This window comes from Thauera propionica (genome assembly GCF_002245655.1).
Lineage (GTDB): Bacteria > Pseudomonadota > Gammaproteobacteria > Burkholderiales > Rhodocyclaceae > Thauera > Thauera propionica.
The window spans coordinates 1-12,461 of sequence record NZ_NOIH01000006.1 but is presented as its reverse complement, the minus strand read 5'-3'; the positions used below and the strand labels follow the sequence as shown (position 1 = coordinate 12,461).

General features: G+C 67.0%; 17 protein-coding genes and 1 pseudogene. 12 read left to right on the top strand and 6 right to left on the bottom strand.

Annotated features, from left to right (window positions below; genetic code table 11):
* Positions 1-13: 13 nt before the first annotated feature.
* The 5 genes from CGK74_RS05735 to CGK74_RS05715 form a co-directional block, all read right to left on the bottom strand.
* Positions 14-220, bottom strand: a complete 207-nt coding sequence (locus tag CGK74_RS05735) for a hypothetical protein (RefSeq protein WP_094267547.1) — start codon at positions 218-220, stop codon at positions 14-16.
* A gap of 35 nt (positions 221-255) precedes the next feature.
* The gene (locus CGK74_RS05730; RefSeq protein WP_094267546.1) at positions 256-891 is read right to left on the bottom strand and encodes a TorD/DmsD family molecular chaperone; all 636 of its coding nucleotides are present in this window, start codon (positions 889-891) and stop codon (positions 256-258) included.
* Positions 888-2,984 carry a 4Fe-4S binding protein gene (locus CGK74_RS05725; protein WP_094267545.1) on the bottom strand — a complete coding sequence of 699 codons (2,097 nt, stop codon included), beginning with the start codon at positions 2,982-2,984 and terminating at the stop codon, positions 888-890. The genes CGK74_RS05730 and CGK74_RS05725 overlap by 4 nt, the downstream gene beginning before the upstream one ends.
* Positions 2,985-3,135: 151 nt before the next feature.
* On the bottom strand, positions 3,136-3,759 hold the full coding sequence (locus CGK74_RS05720) for a DUF3306 domain-containing protein (protein WP_094267544.1): 624 nt from the start codon (positions 3,757-3,759) through the stop codon (positions 3,136-3,138).
* Entirely contained in the window at positions 3,756-4,223 is a 468-nt protein-coding gene (locus CGK74_RS05715) for a DUF3305 domain-containing protein (protein ID WP_094267543.1), read from the bottom strand. Before CGK74_RS05715 ends, CGK74_RS05720 begins: the two co-directional genes overlap by 4 nt.
* A 159-nt stretch (positions 4,224-4,382) precedes the next feature.
* On the opposite strand from CGK74_RS05715, the gene CGK74_RS05710 reads away from it, so the two are divergent.
* The 12 genes and pseudogenes from CGK74_RS05710 to CGK74_RS05655 all read left to right on the top strand — a co-directional run.
* The gene (locus CGK74_RS05710) at positions 4,383-5,210 is read left to right on the top strand and encodes a formate dehydrogenase accessory sulfurtransferase FdhD (RefSeq protein ID WP_094267542.1); all 828 of its coding nucleotides are present in this window, start codon (positions 4,383-4,385) and stop codon (positions 5,208-5,210) included.
* Between the two features lie 41 nt (positions 5,211-5,251).
* Entirely contained in the window at positions 5,252-5,890 is a 639-nt protein-coding gene (gene mobA / locus CGK74_RS05705; protein WP_094267541.1) for a molybdenum cofactor guanylyltransferase MobA, read from the top strand.
* 7 nt (positions 5,891-5,897) lie between these two features.
* Positions 5,898-6,836, top strand: coding sequence for a helix-turn-helix transcriptional regulator (locus CGK74_RS05700; protein WP_094267540.1), 939 nt, complete (start codon positions 5,898-5,900; stop codon positions 6,834-6,836).
* Positions 6,837-6,933: 97 nt separating this feature from the next.
* A complete protein-coding gene (locus CGK74_RS05695; protein WP_094267539.1) occupies positions 6,934-7,179 on the top strand; it encodes a type II toxin-antitoxin system Phd/YefM family antitoxin in 246 nt (81 codons plus the stop codon).
* The gene (locus CGK74_RS05690) at positions 7,169-7,471 is read left to right on the top strand and encodes a type II toxin-antitoxin system RelE family toxin (RefSeq protein WP_094267538.1); all 303 of its coding nucleotides are present in this window, start codon (positions 7,169-7,171) and stop codon (positions 7,469-7,471) included. The genes CGK74_RS05695 and CGK74_RS05690 overlap by 11 nt, the downstream gene beginning before the upstream one ends.
* A 27-nt stretch (positions 7,472-7,498) precedes the next feature.
* Entirely contained in the window at positions 7,499-8,839 is a 1,341-nt protein-coding gene (gene gorA, locus CGK74_RS05685) for a glutathione-disulfide reductase (protein WP_094267537.1), read from the top strand.
* A gap of 88 nt (positions 8,840-8,927) precedes the next feature.
* Positions 8,928-9,218 carry a type II toxin-antitoxin system Phd/YefM family antitoxin gene (locus tag CGK74_RS05680; RefSeq protein WP_094267536.1) on the top strand — a complete coding sequence of 97 codons (291 nt, stop codon included), beginning with the start codon at positions 8,928-8,930 and terminating at the stop codon, positions 9,216-9,218.
* Positions 9,219-9,220: 2 nt separating this feature from the next.
* Positions 9,221-9,655, top strand: a complete 435-nt coding sequence (locus CGK74_RS05675; RefSeq protein WP_094267535.1) for a putative toxin-antitoxin system toxin component, PIN family — start codon at positions 9,221-9,223, stop codon at positions 9,653-9,655.
* A 159-nt stretch (positions 9,656-9,814) separates the two neighbouring features.
* On the top strand, positions 9,815-10,102 hold the full coding sequence (locus CGK74_RS05670; protein WP_094267534.1) for a type II toxin-antitoxin system Phd/YefM family antitoxin: 288 nt from the start codon (positions 9,815-9,817) through the stop codon (positions 10,100-10,102).
* Entirely contained in the window at positions 10,099-10,407 is a 309-nt protein-coding gene (locus tag CGK74_RS05665) for a type II toxin-antitoxin system RelE/ParE family toxin (RefSeq protein ID WP_206186189.1), read from the top strand. Before CGK74_RS05670 ends, CGK74_RS05665 begins: the two co-directional genes overlap by 4 nt.
* A gap of 65 nt (positions 10,408-10,472) precedes the next feature.
* Positions 10,473-11,599 (top strand): IS3 family transposase gene (locus tag CGK74_RS05660; RefSeq protein WP_420823165.1). Its coding sequence is split into 2 segments (ribosomal slippage): positions 10,473-10,731 and positions 10,731-11,599, totalling 1,128 coding nucleotides; the frame shifts between segments, so codons are not numbered across the junction.
* Positions 11,600-11,740: 141 nt separating this feature from the next.
* Positions 11,741-11,941 (top strand): annotated as a pseudogene (locus CGK74_RS05655) (hypothetical protein); the annotation flags it as partial.
* Positions 11,942-12,008: 67 nt separating this feature from the next.
* On the opposite strand, the gene CGK74_RS05650 reads toward CGK74_RS05655, so the two are convergent.
* The coding region (locus tag CGK74_RS05650) for an IS5 family transposase (RefSeq protein ID WP_133091790.1) at positions 12,009-12,461 on the bottom strand (453 nt) is incomplete at its 5' end.

Here is a 12,461-nt window from a genome sequence, read left to right as displayed (position 1 = left end):
CGTCGCGTCCTCCTCAGACCCGCGCGCTGCGGTAGTAATTGCGCATGAGCTCGCTCACACCCTTGTCCGCTTCCTCGCGGCGGGCGGTCTCGACGGCCTGCGCAGCGCCCGGCACCGTCTTGGTCGCGGTGGCGGCCAGTGCCGCTGCACCCGCGGCGCCACTGGCACCGATCGCCATCAGGAAATTCCGCCGCGACAGCTTCGTGTTGTCGTCTTTCATCCTCGCTCTCCCCTTCGATAAAGGTCCGGCGCCGCTCATTCGGCGGGCGCCTCCAGCATGTCGAACGCCTCGCGTTCGATGTCCATGAAGGCCAGCAGCAACGCGCCGACCCTCGCATAAAAATCCACTCCCGGCGCCTTCGCCAGGGCTGCCGCCAGGTCCGCATACCAGGGCGCGATGTGGCGGCCGAAGAAACGCTGCTGCCGCGCCAGCCCTGCCCCGTCCGGTCCGGTCAACACCAGGTGGCGCATCACCTCGGCCAGCGCGGCGATGTGGTCCTCGGTCTCGGTCACGCCCTGGCGGCGCCCCAGGCCAAGTTCGGCCAGATCCTCGCGCAGATCGGCCAGCGGCTCCTCCTGCAGGAAACCGGTGATGTACCAGGAGCCGTTCGTCATCACGACCGGCTTGGAAACGCTGACGAAGAGCGCATCGAACTCGGCGCGCACGTCTTGCAGCGGCAGGCTGGATGCGACCGCCGCAAGCGCGGCCCAGGCCTGCGGCAGCGCCCCCTCAGTGCCGCCCAGGCTGCGCCCGGCCTGCACCAGCGCGTCGAGCAGCGCCGCGTCGGGCGCGGCATGGAACAGGCGCGCCAGCAGCGCGTAGTGGTCGGCGCGCGCGCGGTCCTCCTCGGACCAGGTCGGCTGCGACTGGATGGAAATCGGCGCGCTCATTCGCTCAGGTCCCAGGCTTTGACCGCCGGTTCGGTCTTCATCATGTCGATCACGCGACAGTCGGCACACATGCGCAGGCGGGCGCGCTCGGCCTCGGTGGCGAACATGGAATGGCCGGACAGGCGGGCGATCATGGCTTCGATCAGCGGCGTCGCGCCCATCGCCTTGCCACAGGCGGTGCAGTGGAAGACATCGGCCTCGCGCAGCGCGCGGGCGCGGCGTGCGTCTTCCGTCAGCAGCAGGCGCGGCTCGAGGCTCAGCGCCGACTCCGGACAGGAACTCACGCACAGGCCGCACTGCAGGCAGTTCTTCTCGACGAACTCGAGGCGATAGCTGTCGCCCGATGCGCGCAAGGCGCTCGCCGGACAGGCGCCGGTACAGGCCATGCACAGCGTACAGGCGTCGGACGCGATGACCTGGCCGAAAGGCGCGCCGGCCTTCAGCGCGATCGCCGCCGGCAGGCCCGCCTCGGCTTTCGCCGCAGGGGCGTGCTCGACGAGGTGGCGCAGTGCGAAATCCAGCGTTTCGCGTTTCTTCGGCAGCAGGCGGAAACGCGCCGGCGCGGCGACAGCGGCGGCCGGCGCCCACGACCACAGCGCGGTTTCCAGCGCCTGCCAGTCGTCGGCGTCGGCCTCGATGATGCGCAGATGTTCGCCGGTGTAGCCGAGCGCCGAGAGGATGGTCTGGCCATGCCCGGCCTGTGCCTTCAGCGGCGCGGCATCATGGCTGCCGGCAGCAAGCACCGCCACCTGGCAGGCGCCCAGCGCCAGGCTGCCGAGCATCAGGTCCAGCCCGACCGCATCCGCGCTCCACACCTCGACCGGAATCACCCGCGCCGGCAGTCCGCGGCCGCGGCGCGCGAGCCGGCCGATTGTGGCCGTGCCGGCCTCGGCAGCGTGGAACAGGATGCAGGCATCCGTGCCGCCGGCCTGCGCATACTCGGCCAGCAGCGTCTTCACCCGCTGCCCCAGGTCCGGCACACGCGGGAACTGGAAGCCCAGGGCGCCCGACGGACACACCGTGCTGCAGGTGCCACAGCCCTTGCAGAGGTAGGGGTCGACCGCGATCACGTCGCCATTGGAGCGAATCGCATCGGTGGCGCAGACCTCGATGCAGTTCGTACAGCCCGTCTTCTTCGAGCGGCTGTGCGCGCACAGCCCGGCGTCGAAGGCGACGTAGCGCGGCTTCTCGAACTCGCCGACGAATTCGCCCAGCCCCTGCACTGCCAACGCCTGCTCGAACGGGTCGCGGCCCGGCGCGGCGTAGCCGTCGGGCAGTTCGACGCGCTTCAGCAGCGGCTCCGCGGACAGGTCCAGCACCAGGTCGAAACGCTCGCTGCGGGCGACATCCTTGCGCGCAAAGTCGATCGCGCCGATCTCGCTACAGGCGGCGACGCAGGCACGGTGGCTGCGACAGGCGTCGAGGTCGACCTGCAGGTCGAAACCGATGGCGCCTTCCGGACAGGCCTTGACGCAGGCGTTGCAGCGCACGCACAGCTCGAGGTCGATCGGGTTCTGCTGCGCCCAGTGCAGCTCGAAGGCACCGAGGTGGCCGGACAGCTTCATCGGCTTGCCCGACCACACCGGGTATTCATTGACCGCCGGCAGCTCAACCTCACCGGCGCGCTGGGTGATCAGCACCGCGGGTTCGAAACTGCCTGCCAAGCGCTCGGCCCAGCCCAGCGCAACGCCCGCCTCGCCGATGATCAGCAGGCTGCGGCCGGCGCGCATCTGCACCGCGGGCACCGGCTCCGGTTCCGGCAAAGTGATCGCGGCGGCGATCAGCGCAGCGAGCTTGGGCGTGGCCTGCGCGGATTCGGCCGACCAGCCGGCGTTCTCGCGCAGATTGAAGAAGTGAATGCGCTGGCCGGCCTGCTGCGACTCGGCCAGTTCGCCGAACAGCGCGGTTTCCTGCGTACAGGACACGAAGACGTCGCGCCCCGCCGCCAAGTCGGTTTCCAGCGCCGGCAGCTCAGCGCCACACAGGGCGTGATGACACGCAAGACTGCCCGCCCCAGCGGCCAGCCGCTCGGCGTCGAGACTGAAGCTGCGATTACAGTCGCAGAGATGAATCTGTTTCTGGGTGTTCTGCATCGATGCATCCGTTGGATCTATTCATAAGAAGCACTCCGCGGGCCAGCGGAGGAAGCGCGATTAGCGCCAGAAGCGCCAAAACCGATCACCCTTGGAGCCCCGCCAGACGACACGTGCGACAAATTGTCCCGACCGAGCCGTTTTGTCCGGATCAACCACGAGCAGCCGGGCGTGGCTGGGGCGTTACCGCACCGATCTCGTCCGGCGCGTTGCTGCCAGACTCTGCCCCAGCCTCGGCGCTGACATCCGCATCGTCGTCCTGAACGGCGCGGGGCGCACCATCGGCCTCGCCCACCGCCTCGTTCGCGACTTCTTCGCGGGCTCCGGCAGCTTCGTCCTCGGTTTTCTCCTCGACGTCGTCCAGCCACTCACGCGCGTGCCTGAGCTTCTCCATCATCGACGGCGGAATCGGGTCGGCGATCGAGTAGTCGTCGATATAGATGTCCAGCCCGTCCATCTGGTTGAAATGCGGATCGGCGAAGAGCTTCTTCAGCGCCTGCCTGCGCAGCGACTCGCTGACCTCTTCCTTCAGGAAAGCGGTGAAATCGGATGCCAGCGTCAGCTCCTCGACCGGCGGCAGCGCGGCTTCGACCGCGGCACGGTCCCGCGCTTCGCCTGCGACGCCCGCAGACAGCCCATCAGCCGCGTCAACGGAAACCCGCGCATCGGCGTCGGCGGTCACGCCCGCTTCGGCCGCCGCCGGTTGGCTGGCAGCGGAAAGCGAAGCGGCCAGCTTGCGCTTCGACCAACGCGACAGGAAGCCGCCCGCGCTCACGCCCGCCCCCGGTCCTGGGCCAACGGGTCGTTGCGCCGCACCTTCTTGCGCGGCGCCGGCTTGTAGTGCGTGTTGACGAAATCGCCCACCCAGTCGGCGATCTCGCGTGACATCGGCACACCGTCGACCTGCTCGCCCGAATCCAGCCAGCGCGCCGCCTCGCCATAGCTCGCCGACACCGCCGCAGGCAGCGCCAGTTCGCCTTCCTTGCGCCACATCACGAACACCTTGGGGATCGGCGAACTCATGTTGAGGAAGTAGTTGTCCGCCTCGTCGCGGAACAGCTCGATCGCCCAGCCACCGATGCGCCACTGGCGGCGGTCCGGCTCGGACACGATCTCGACCGGCGCGGGATCGGCCAGATCGAAGGCGGGGACCACGCCCACCGCCTCCCAGGCCTCGTCCACCCAGGGATTGTTCAGGCGGCGGCACTCCATGACCACCGCAACCGGGAATTTCTCCATGCCTCGCACCCGCATCTTTTATCGGCTTATGAAGTCCACAGCATACGTCGCCGATCGCCGCATCGCGACCGTGAAAACCCGCGCGCCCCGCCACCCCCTGGCCGGCAAGCCGCTACAATCGTCCGCCTGACGCCTACCGCAACCCAGCGAACGCCCCCGATGAATGCGTCCCAACGCCCCCTGCTGAGCCAGGCCAGCCGCCCGCTCACCGTCGAGATCCCGGCCATCAACGAGCATGGCGAAACCGTGCCCACCGCCATCGCCGGCGAGCATCCGCTCACGCTCTACGTGGACAAGCGCGAGATCGTCACGCTGATGACACTGGGCGCCGCGCCCGAGGCGCTCACCATCGGCTGGCTGCGAAACCAGCGTCTGGTGCGCAGCCTAGACGAGATCGCCTCGGTGCAGGTCGACTGGGAGGTCGACGCGGTGTCGGTGACCACCCGCAACGGCCTGCGCGACGCCGACGAGAAGCTCGGCAGCCGCACGGTCACGACCGGCTGCGGCCAAGGCACCGTGTTTGGCGGCTTGATGGACGAGATCGACCAGGTGCGTCTGCCACACGACCGCCTGCTGAAGCAGTCGACGCTGTACGCGCTGATGGAGGCCGTGCGCCACCACGAGTCCATCTACAAGCAGGCCGGCGCGGTGCACGGCTGCGCGCTGGCACAGGCCACGCCCGGCGGCTGCGAGATCCTGATGTTCTTCGAGGACGTCGGCCGCCACAACGCGGTGGACGCCATCGCCGGCCAGATGTGGCTGGACGGGCTCGAGGGCGCGGACAAGATCTTCTACACCACCGGCCGGCTCACCTCGGAGATGGTGATCAAGACCGCGCAGATGGGCATTCCCTTCCTGGTGTCGCGCTCGGGCCTGACCCACATGGGCTGGCAGATCGCACAGAACATCGGCCTGACCATGGTCGGACGCGCACAGGGCAAGCATCACCTGCTGTTCACCGGCGCCGACCGCTTCGTGCGCGACTGAACGCCCGCCCTTCGACAGACCACATCATGACGGACAGAACCATGAGCGCCAGCCCCGCCACGCCGAACGCCCCCCGCCCCGCCGAACGCCGCATCACCGGCGTGCTGCTCGCCGGCGGCCAGGGCAGCCGCATGGGCGGCGTCGACAAGGGCCTGGTCGAACTCGCCGGACGGCCGATGGCGGCGCACGCGCTCGAACGCCTCGCCCCCCAGGTCGACGAGCTGATCATCAACGCCAACCAGAACCTCACGGCATGGCAGGCTTTCGGCTACCCGGTGTTCGGCGACGACATCGGCGGCTTCGCCGGCCCGCTGGCCGGGCTGCACGCGGCCCTGTCGCGCGCCGGCCACCCGCTGGTCGTCACCGCCCCCTGCGACTCGCCCTTCCTGCCCGCCGATCTGGTCGAGCGCCTGGCCGCCGCGCTGCACGCGGCCGACGCCCAACTGGCAGTCGCCAAGACCTTCGACCAGCCGCACCCGGTGTTCTGCCTGTGCCGCCGCGACCTCGCCGGCCACCTCGGCGACTTCCTGGCCAGCGGCGGGCGCAAGATCGACCGCTGGTACGGCACGCTGAAGGTCGTCGAAGTGCCCTTCGATGACGAGGAAGCCGCCTTCCGCAACATCAACACCCGCGACGAACTCGCCGAAGCGGCGCGCGACCTGCCGGCCGGAGCAGGCTGAGGCCCGCATGAGTCCGCGCAACGTCCACGCTCCGGCACCGGCCATACCGGACGCCGAAGCCTCGCCCGGCGCCTGCTTCACCGTCCGCGAAGCCGCTGCCTTTCTCAACCTGAACGAGAAGAAGCTCTACGAGCTCGCCAACAGCAAGGACATCCCGGCCGCGCGCATCGGCGGCAAGTGGCTGTTTCCGCGCGCGCTGCTCGAGGAATGGCTGCTGGAGCAGGCCCACGGCGGCGCCCTGACCGATCGCCTGCTCATCACCGGCAGCGACGACCCGCTGCTGGCCGCCACCGTGTCGGCGCTGGCGCCCACACTCGGCGCCGAGGCCTTCGTCGCCTACAGCCCCACCGGCACGCTCACCGGACTGGAACTGCTCGCTCGCCGTCGTGCCAACGTCTGCGCCCTGCACTGGGGAGGCGTCGAACACAGCGAACAGCAGCACGCCACGCTGCTGCGCAGTTTCGGCGGTCACCGCCAGTGGGCGCTGGTACGCCTCGCGCTGCGCGAACAGGGCGTCATCCTGCGCCGCGGCTTGCACATCGACGGCATCGAGACACTGGCCGGTTTCGACTACCGCTGGGCGATGCGCCAGACCGGCGCCGGCTCGCGCCACTTCCTCGAATCCGCCCTCGCCAGCCGCGGCTTCTCGGCCGCCGACTGCACGGTCGTCGCCACCGCCCACACCGAACGCGAGGCCGCCGGCATCGTCGCCCGCGAGGAAGCCGACTGCGCACCGGGCACCCGCGCCGCCGCCGCGGAGTTCGGCCTCGACTTCCTGCCGCTCGGCTGGGAAGCCTTCGACCTCGCCCTGCCGCGCGACATCCTGTTCCGCCGCCTGTTCCAGGACCTGCTGCGCGCGCACGCCGGCCCGGCATCGCAGGCCCTCGCACAGCGTCTCGGCGGCTACGACCTGTCGCCGCTGGGGCAGGTCATCGGGCTGGACTGAGGCGGGCCCGGCGAACGTCCCGCCGCCTCACCAAGGGTCCAGGCACGGATTTGAGTGCTATATTCAGCATCAAATCCATCGCCTTTGGAGACCTTCAATGCAAACCATCATGGCCGACCTGACGGTCAGCGTCACCGAACTCAAGCGCAATTTTTCCAGCATCCTTGCGCAGGCGGACGACAGCCCGGTGGCTGTGCTCAACCACAACCGCCCCGAGGCCTACCTCATCTCCGCCGCGCATTACGAACGCCTCATGGCTTACCTGGAAGACCTCGAAGACATCGCGCACGTGCGCGAGCGCAGCACGGGGCCGTTCGTCGAGGTGAGCCTGGATGAGCTATAAGCTGCGCTTTCACAGTCTCGCGCTCGCAGAATGGCGAAAGCTCGACGGCAGCCTGCGGCTGCAGTTCAAGAAGAAGCTCGAAGAGCGCCTCATCACCCCTCGCGTCCGCTCGTCTGCCCTCTCCGGCATGCCTGACTGCTACAAGATCAAGCTGCGCGCAGCCGGCTACCGCCTGGTCTATCGCGTTGATGAAGACGTGGTGTTCGTGACCGTCATCTCGGTCGGTCTGCGAGACAAGCAGCGAGTCTATTCAAAGGCCCACTCCCGCCTGGATGAGCCTGGGCCGGACTGAGTGTCTTTGAAAGAAACGGAGTACGTAATGAAGACCTACGACTACATCGTCATCGGCGGCGGCAGCGGCGGCGTCGCCACCGCCCGCCGCGCGGCGGAGTACGGCGCCCGCGTGCTGCTGGTGGAGGCTGCGCGGCTTGGCGGCACCTGCGTGAATGTGGGCTGCGTGCCCAAGAAGGTCATGTGGTACGCCTCGAACATCGCCCAGGCGATGCGCGACGCGCCAGGCTACGGCTTCGCCGCCGCAACGGTGTCCCTCGACTGGGCCACCCTCAAGACCCGGCGCGACGCCTACATCGCCCGCCTCAACGGCATCTACGCCGACATGCTGGGCAAGGCAGGCGTCGAGATCGTCCATGGCTTTGCGCGCTTCGCCGATACCCACTGCATCGAGGTCGACGGCCAGCGCTTCAGCGCACCGCACATCGTCATCGCCACCGGCGGACGCCCGGTCGTACCCGACATCGAAGGCGCCGAACTCGGCATCGACTCCGACGGTTTCTTCGCCCTTGACCACCAACCACGTCGGGTCGCGGTCGTCGGCGCGGGCTACATCGCGGTGGAGCTGGCCGGCGTGTTCAACGGCCTCGGCAGCGAAGTCGACATGCTGGTGCGCGGCGCGCAGCTGCTGCGCCCCTTCGACGCCCTGCTGCGCGACGAACTGGCCGCGCAGATGCAACAGGACGGCGTGCGCATCCACTTCGGTGCGCAGGTAAAGCGCGTCGCCCGCGAGGCCGACGGCAGCCTGCGCATCGAGCGCACGGATGGCCCGCCGCTGCAGGTCGATGCGCTGGTGTGGGCCACCGGCCGCCGCGCCAACACCGACCGCCTGAACCTCGCCGCCGCCGGACTCGCCGCGGATGCGAAGGGCGTGATCGCCACCGATGCCTTCCAGAACACCACCACCCCCGGCGTCTACGCCATCGGCGACATCACCGGCCACGCCGAACTCACCCCGGTCGCCATCGCCGCCGGACGCAAACTGGCAGCGCGGCTCTTCCTCGACCTGCCCGACAGCCGGCTGGACTACGACTGCATCCCCACCGTGGTCTTCAGCCACCCGCCGATCGGCACCGTCGGCCTCACCGAGGACGAAGCCCGCGACCGCTTCGCCGCGGTCAAGGTCTACACCACCCGCTTCACCGCCATGGCCCACGCCCTCACCGAGCATCGGCCGAAGACCGCGATGAAGCTGGTGTGCGCCGGCGACGACGAGCGCATCGTCGGCCTGCACGTCATCGGCGACGGTGCCGACGAGATGCTGCAAGGCTTCGCCGTCGCCGTGCGGATGGGCGCCCGCAAGGCCGACTTCGACCGCACGCTCGCCATCCACCCCACCAGCGCCGAAGAGTTCGTCACTCTGCGTTGATGACGAACAGGAGCTACTACTGATCCTCCAGCTTGCCGCCGTGTAGCAGCATGATCATAATGACCGTATTGATCAAAAGGAGGCACGCATGATCACTGAAGCCAGCGCCGTGACTTTTCGCCAGAACCTCGGCGAAATGCTCAATCAAGTCCAGTACCGCCACGACAGTGTACTGATCAACAAGGACGGCAAACCCGTGGCCGCGCTCGTCGATGCGCGACTGTTCGAACGCATCCGCCGCATGCAGGCCCGTTTCGACCAGCTTTGCCAGCGGATCGAGGCCGGCTATGACGGCGTGCCAGAGGAAGCCGGCATCGCCGAGATCGAGGCCGCGATCGCCGCAGACCGCCGCCAGCGCAATCAACGAACGCCGGGCTGAACATGCCGTCCGCGCTACGTGTCGTCCTCGACACAAACGTGCTGATGTCCGGCGTGGCTTACCCTGGGAGCCTCCCGGGCCGGATCATCGCCGCGTGGCGGCACGGGTCGGTCGACGTTGTGCTATCGAACTTCATCCTCGATGAACTGCGGCGCGTGCTGCCGAGACTCGTCGCCCGCCACGGCCTGTCCGACCGTGAAATCGAAGACCTCGTAGATATCCTCTCCATCCAGGCCGAACTCGTGGAGCCAGCCCCGATCGCCGACGAAGCATTGCGCGACGAGAATGACCGGCCGGTACTGGGTACCTTGCTGGCAGGCATGCGGAGCGGAAAGGTCGATTACCTGATCACCGGCGACAAGGACCTGCTCGCCATGGCAGACGCCTACCCCATCCTTACGCCCGCAGCCTTCTGGAATCGGCACGGGGGCGTCTAATCGCCATGATTCGCGCAAGGCCGACTTCGACCGCACGCTCGCCATCACCCCACCAGCGCCGAAGAGTTCGTCACCCTGCGCTGAGTGCGAATGCGCAGCTGGCCCCTCCACTTACCGTGAACTAGAATTCAGACCCGAATTCTGCACCGAGGCCTCGCCATGCCAATCCGGACTCAGGACATTGTTTCCCTTACAACCGCACGGTCGCAGTTGTCCGAACTCGCCGATCAGGTCAGGGCAGGTGCCGAGAAGATCATCACCCGAAACGGCGAGGCCAGCGTCGCGCTCGTCGATGCGCGCCGGCTCGATTACTACCATCGTCTCGAGCAGGCGCAAATCCACCTGCTGATGCTCGACGAAGCCCGGCGCGCGCTCGAGGATGTCACCGCTGGCCATACGCGTGACGCACGAGATGCCCTGGCAGCACGCAAGCAAGCCCGCGCATGAGCGTACGTGCCGCAGTCCGGGCCACGCGCAATTTCGAGCGCAACCTCGACGGCATCGAGACATTCCTGACCAAGGCCGAAGCGCCGGGCGCGTTCGTCGCGCTGCTGGACGAACTGGCCGACATGCTCGTACCGACGCTGGAACGCCACCCGGACATCGGTCGTGATTTTCTCTCCCGGATTACGGAGTCGGCCGAAGCCGAACTCTGCATCGAGCGCGTGCATCATCTCTTGCACGGGCTCGACGCTTCGGCATCACTGCGGGAGTACGTCATGGCGCACTACCTTGTGCTTTACGCCCATTGACCTGCTCCCCATTTTCAGTGCCAGTGTGAAGTTAGTAGAGTCCGTTTTCAGCAAGGAGAACGGACGTGAAGAAGCGGTTTTCGGAAGAGCAGATCATTGGGTTCCTGAAGCAGGCTGAGGCGGGTGTGCCGGTGCGCGAGTTATGCCGGCAACACGGTTTCAGTGATGCCTCGTTCTACAACTGGCGCGCCAAGTACGGGGGGATGACGGTGCCTGACGCGAGGCGGTTGAAGGAGCTTGAAGGGGAGAATGCCCGGCTCAAGAAGCTGCTGGCCGAGGCGCTGTTGGACACCGAGGCGCTCAAGGCCGCCCTGGGCCGAAAGCACTGACCCCACAAGGCCGACGAGAGGCAGTGATGGCGATGCGCATGCAGACGAGTATTTCCGAGCGTCGCGCCTGCCGTCTTGTGGGGGTATCGCGCACCGTCGTTCGCTACTCGCCCACGGAATCGATGCGCAGCGCGGTCTTACGGTCGCGCCTGATCGAGCTGGCGGCAGAGCGACGGCGGTTCGGCTATCGGCGCCTGCACGCGCTCATCCGCCGGGAGGGCATTGAGGCAAACCACAAGCGGGTCTATCGGCTGTACTCGGAAGCTGGGCTGGCCGTGCGTCGGCGTCGCAGGCGCGAGCGTGTTGCGGTCGAGCGTGAGCCACTGAGTCTGCCATCGGCCCCGAACGAAGTCTGGTCAATGGATTTCGTCAGCGATGCACTGGCTGATGGACGGCGGATCAAGATCCTGACCATCGTCGATGACTACACCAAGGAGTCGGTGGAGCTTGCGGTCGACCACGGCATAAGCGGTCAGTACGTCACGCGCGTGCTTGATCGGGCGGGCCGCTTTCGGGGTTTGCCGCGCGCCATTCGTACTGATCAGGGGCCGGAGTTCACTGGCAAAGCCCTCGACCAATGGGCGTTCGAGAACGGCGTCAGCCTGAAGCTCATCGAGCCTGGCAAGCCGACCCAGAATGCCTTCATCGAAAGCTTCAACGGCCGCTTCCGCGATGAATGCCTAAACGACCAATGGTTCACCAGCCTCGCCCAGGCGCGTATTCTCATCGCCGCCTGGCGCCGCGATTACAACGAGGTAAGGCCGCACAGCGCACTCGACTACATGACGCCGGCCGAGTTCGCCGCCCGTCATCGGGTGAATTCACCCGATGACGGGCAAACCAACCACCACTCGAAAGAGTGAAATTTCGGGACTCTGCTAACCAGGCGATGGCACTAAAGACGGGGGCAGGTCACCATGTCACAGACACGGTGTACCTGTTGTCGATACGGCACCAACGGCAATCGGTTTTCGATGTCACCCTCCGCTAGGACCAGACCCACCATGCCCATGACCTACGAACAGCACCTCGACGAAGTCGCCACCCTGCTCTACGAACGCTACGACCAGAGCGAGGAAGCCGCCATCAAGCTGGTGATGGCCGCCCAGGCCGACGACTTCTTCAGCGGCCACGACGACGACCCGTCGATCTGCACGCAGGAGCGCGCGGAGGCCGACGCGCGCGCGGTGTTCCGCAAGTACGGTGCGAGGCAGAAACCCGCCGGCGCGAAGGCGCCACCGCGGCGGGGGCAGCCGAAACACTAGGCTCTGTTCACATATAGCGATATGAAATCACCGCACAAACGATTCGCACGAATGCCATGTAGCTGCATGCGAGCTTGTCGTAGCGTGTGGCGATCCGACGGTAATGCTTGATACGGTTGAAGAAGCGCTCGATCAGATTTCGCGCGCGGTACGCGCAGCGGTCGTAGTGCCTGGGGGCAATGCGGTTGGATCGAGGCGGGATGACTGCTTGGGCACCGGATGCTTCGATACTCATGACCAAAGCGTTGGCATCGTATCCCTTGTCGGCAACCAGACTGGCGCACGGCATATCGGCAATCAAATCGTGCGCACACTCGATGTCGGCGACCTGTCCTGCGCTCAGAATCATGCGCAGCGGTTTGCCCAAGGCATCGACGGCAAAGTGCAGCTTGCTCGTCAGGCCTCCACGTGAGCGCCCCAACGCCTGCGGTCCTACTTTTTTTGGGCGCCTGAGGCGTGC

What these genes read in the sequence shown, in the direction of transcription:
- gorA (WP_094267537.1), top strand. Translation starts at nt 7,499, where the DNA reads ATGAAGACCTACGACTACATCGTCATCGGCGGCGGCAGCGGCGGCGTC.
- mobA (WP_094267541.1), top strand. Translation starts at nt 5,252, where the DNA reads ATGAGCGCCAGCCCCGCCACGCCGAACGCCCCCCGCCCCGCCGAACGC.
- CGK74_RS05695 (WP_094267539.1), top strand. Translation starts at nt 6,934, where the DNA reads ATGCAAACCATCATGGCCGACCTGACGGTCAGCGTCACCGAACTCAAG.
- CGK74_RS05730 (WP_094267546.1), bottom strand. Translation starts at nt 891, where the DNA reads ATGAGCGCGCCGATTTCCATCCAGTCGCAGCCGACCTGGTCCGAGGAG.
- CGK74_RS05675 (WP_094267535.1), top strand. Translation starts at nt 9,221, where the DNA reads ATGCCGTCCGCGCTACGTGTCGTCCTCGACACAAACGTGCTGATGTCC.
- CGK74_RS05710 (WP_094267542.1), top strand. Translation starts at nt 4,383, where the DNA reads ATGAATGCGTCCCAACGCCCCCTGCTGAGCCAGGCCAGCCGCCCGCTC.
- CGK74_RS05665 (WP_206186189.1), top strand. Translation starts at nt 10,099, where the DNA reads ATGAGCGTACGTGCCGCAGTCCGGGCCACGCGCAATTTCGAGCGCAAC.
- CGK74_RS05670 (WP_094267534.1), top strand. Translation starts at nt 9,815, where the DNA reads ATGCCAATCCGGACTCAGGACATTGTTTCCCTTACAACCGCACGGTCG.
- CGK74_RS05690 (WP_094267538.1), top strand. Translation starts at nt 7,169, where the DNA reads ATGAGCTATAAGCTGCGCTTTCACAGTCTCGCGCTCGCAGAATGGCGA.
- CGK74_RS05715 (WP_094267543.1), bottom strand. Translation starts at nt 4,223, where the DNA reads ATGGAGAAATTCCCGGTTGCGGTGGTCATGGAGTGCCGCCGCCTGAAC.
- CGK74_RS05700 (WP_094267540.1), top strand. Translation starts at nt 5,898, where the DNA reads ATGAGTCCGCGCAACGTCCACGCTCCGGCACCGGCCATACCGGACGCC.
- CGK74_RS05735 (WP_094267547.1), bottom strand. Translation starts at nt 220, where the DNA reads ATGAAAGACGACAACACGAAGCTGTCGCGGCGGAATTTCCTGATGGCG.
- CGK74_RS05725 (WP_094267545.1), bottom strand. Translation starts at nt 2,984, where the DNA reads ATGCAGAACACCCAGAAACAGATTCATCTCTGCGACTGTAATCGCAGC.
- CGK74_RS05680 (WP_094267536.1), top strand. Translation starts at nt 8,928, where the DNA reads ATGATCACTGAAGCCAGCGCCGTGACTTTTCGCCAGAACCTCGGCGAA.